3 protein-coding genes are annotated in these 2,187 nt (G+C 32.7%); all 3 read left to right on the top strand.

What is annotated here, in order from left to right; all coding sequences use genetic code 11:
- The first annotated feature begins 307 nt into the window (after positions 1–307).
- The 3 genes from L950_RS25065 to L950_RS29090 all read left to right on the top strand — a co-directional run bounded on the left by L950_RS25065 (position 308) and on the right by L950_RS29090 (position 2,116).
- Positions 308–565: a hypothetical protein gene (locus L950_RS25065; protein WP_156169873.1), complete on the top strand. Its 258-nt coding sequence runs from the start codon at positions 308–310 to the stop codon at positions 563–565.
- 488 nt (positions 566–1,053) lie between these two features.
- Entirely contained in the window at positions 1,054–1,506 is a 453-nt protein-coding gene (locus tag L950_RS25060) for a hypothetical protein (RefSeq protein WP_021191577.1), read from the top strand.
- 436 nt (positions 1,507–1,942) lie between these two features.
- Positions 1,943–2,116: a hypothetical protein gene (locus tag L950_RS29090; RefSeq protein WP_021191576.1), complete on the top strand. Its 174-nt coding sequence runs from the start codon at positions 1,943–1,945 to the stop codon at positions 2,114–2,116.
- Positions 2,117–2,187: the final 71 nt, after the last annotated feature.

Raw genomic sequence — 2,187 nt, 5'->3', positions numbered from 1 at the left:
AAAAAATATTAAATCAAGAAAATGCAATTTTACGTCGTCGTCAATTGGTTATATAATGGTCTTCATTATTGCATTATTTGGGTTAAAGAACAAGAACCGACTTTCACTTATTGATGTAATTCAATAAAACTTGATGACAGTAATTTGCTTTATGACTAGAAAAGTGTAATTTTAAGTTGCAATACGTTAAAATCCGATCCAATTTAGGCTATGCAAGCAATTGTATATCAAAATGAAAGTCGGTAACATAAGCCATTAAGGATGGTAAGAAGCTGATATTAACCTGTCAAGAGCTCGCTTTTTTAGTATGAGGTATGGTCATCACACCATGCTTTCTACTATCTGCGCACCTTTTGATTTAGGACTAGCTTTCCCCTTCCCTATTTGCACTTATGTTTTACTAAACGCCCTATTCTGGCGCACAGGATATGTTCTTTATAAAAATGGAATGGGCGAACCGATGACTCTGATCCTTGATCATGTCGTGGGTGGTTCTGTGGGTGGTTTTGAATCGTATCATCATAATTATTGTATGGTTATGAAAAACGATGTTACGGGTGGTTAGAGCTCTTTCGTTAGCTAAGCAAGGAGCAACTTCACACTTTGAAACCAGGGAGGACTAGTCCCTCACTTTCGCATCTGTTAATAGATTATGAAAATGTATCGCCAAAGCTAACGTGAAGCCGCTCACATGCCGCATATGTCAAAAGTATTAAAACTTTTTAATCATACAATAGCACGGAGCGATTTACACGACTTTCTCGGCGAAAAATTTAGTCCTTTTTTGGTTTCGAGAAAACATCGTTTATCAAGGCAAAATGCCATGACTTTTACATCGCTTATCCAAAGATAATAAAGAAGTTAGAATTTACAAAATAATATTTACTATTTTATGAAAACCGAAATTGAATATAAGATTGAATTTGGTAAGCAAGTTCAAAAATATCTAGTAAAATCTGGACTAAATGTCAAAGATTTCGCTACTCTTATTAATTCCAACGTAGATAATGTCAACGATATTATTTCTGGCAAGTCGGTTTAAATATTAGTAGGATGGTTAAAATTGCAAGTCTTTTTGGAATTGAATATTATAATTTTGCTAATCCAAATTTCCCAATTCCAACGAAATCAGAATTGACGATAAATTTAAAAGAAGTTCTCTCCAGAAGAAAAATTATAGGTGATAAATCAAATGATACCAAGAGACTTTTATCTAAAGAATTAGATAGGTTAATCAATGACGGATTCTTATGTATTCCTACCACATCTAAAATACTTCATAAAAAAATGGATGCTGAATTAGAAAATAGAAATCCTTCTGAGATAACTACACTATTGAGCCAACCACCTAGAAGTGAGTATATCAAAACTCTAGATCAGAGATATATAACACAAAGCATTTACATCCATAAGGACTATCTTGACGAATACTGTTCATTTTCAAAAGAGAAATTAGCTGAAATAATTTTATCAGAAGAAGTGAAACTGGGTCTTGATAAAAAATAAAAATCATTGAATTTATAAGTAATCCACTATACAACTTGAAAATTACAGATAGACAAAGTTTTATCCTGTTTCTAGGGTTATTGCGGGAGGATTTTATTAATAATCCTGAAGGTTGAGAAAACAAAACATTACCTACATTTTTTGAAGCATTGGCTACATATACCGAAGACATCCAAGGATACTACAACAACATAAACGCCAACATCAACGTAGATATACCAGCGTGGTCAACATTTGCAGATATTTTTAAAGTTGTATTACCCATCGATTTCCCTCAAAGACATTGATTCTATATGAAAGACGATAAAAAAAGAAGATGCAGTAAATTACGTTGTATAGTTGGAGGAAAACAAAATTGTCTAATGATAAAAGTAGGCGACTTGGATTTCCTTGAAGAAAGCACCATGGAAAATAACCATTAATTATTATAAGTAAAATGTTTTCAATAGAATTATTACAGGCTATTAATGATTGGCAAGCAACTGGAATAGGTAAAAACAAAACTCAAATTGCAGAAAGAATTATTCAGTATTCGAAAGAACTACCGGAAAAATTCAAACGTCTAAATTCGAAATGTTACCGTCAATTGGTGGATATACTGGAGCATTAAGTGACCCCGTCAAATCGAATTAATTTTAGGGAGGTATATTGCGTTTAATGCCCATATTCAACTGCCATACT

The sequence above is a fragment of the Sphingobacterium sp. IITKGP-BTPF85 genome, assembly GCF_001006065.1.
GTDB lineage: Bacteria > Bacteroidota > Bacteroidia > Sphingobacteriales > Sphingobacteriaceae > Sphingobacterium > Sphingobacterium anhuiense.
This window is presented reverse-complemented; position numbering and strand designations above follow the sequence as displayed.

Excerpts from the sequence above, each read along its gene's own strand:
- L950_RS25060 (WP_021191577.1), top strand. The coding sequence starts at position 1,054 with ATGGTTAAAATTGCAAGTCTTTTTGGAATTGAATATTATAATTTTGCT.
- L950_RS29090 (WP_021191576.1), top strand. The coding sequence starts at position 1,943 with ATGTTTTCAATAGAATTATTACAGGCTATTAATGATTGGCAAGCAACT.
- L950_RS25065 (WP_156169873.1), top strand. The coding sequence starts at position 308 with ATGAGGTATGGTCATCACACCATGCTTTCTACTATCTGCGCACCTTTT.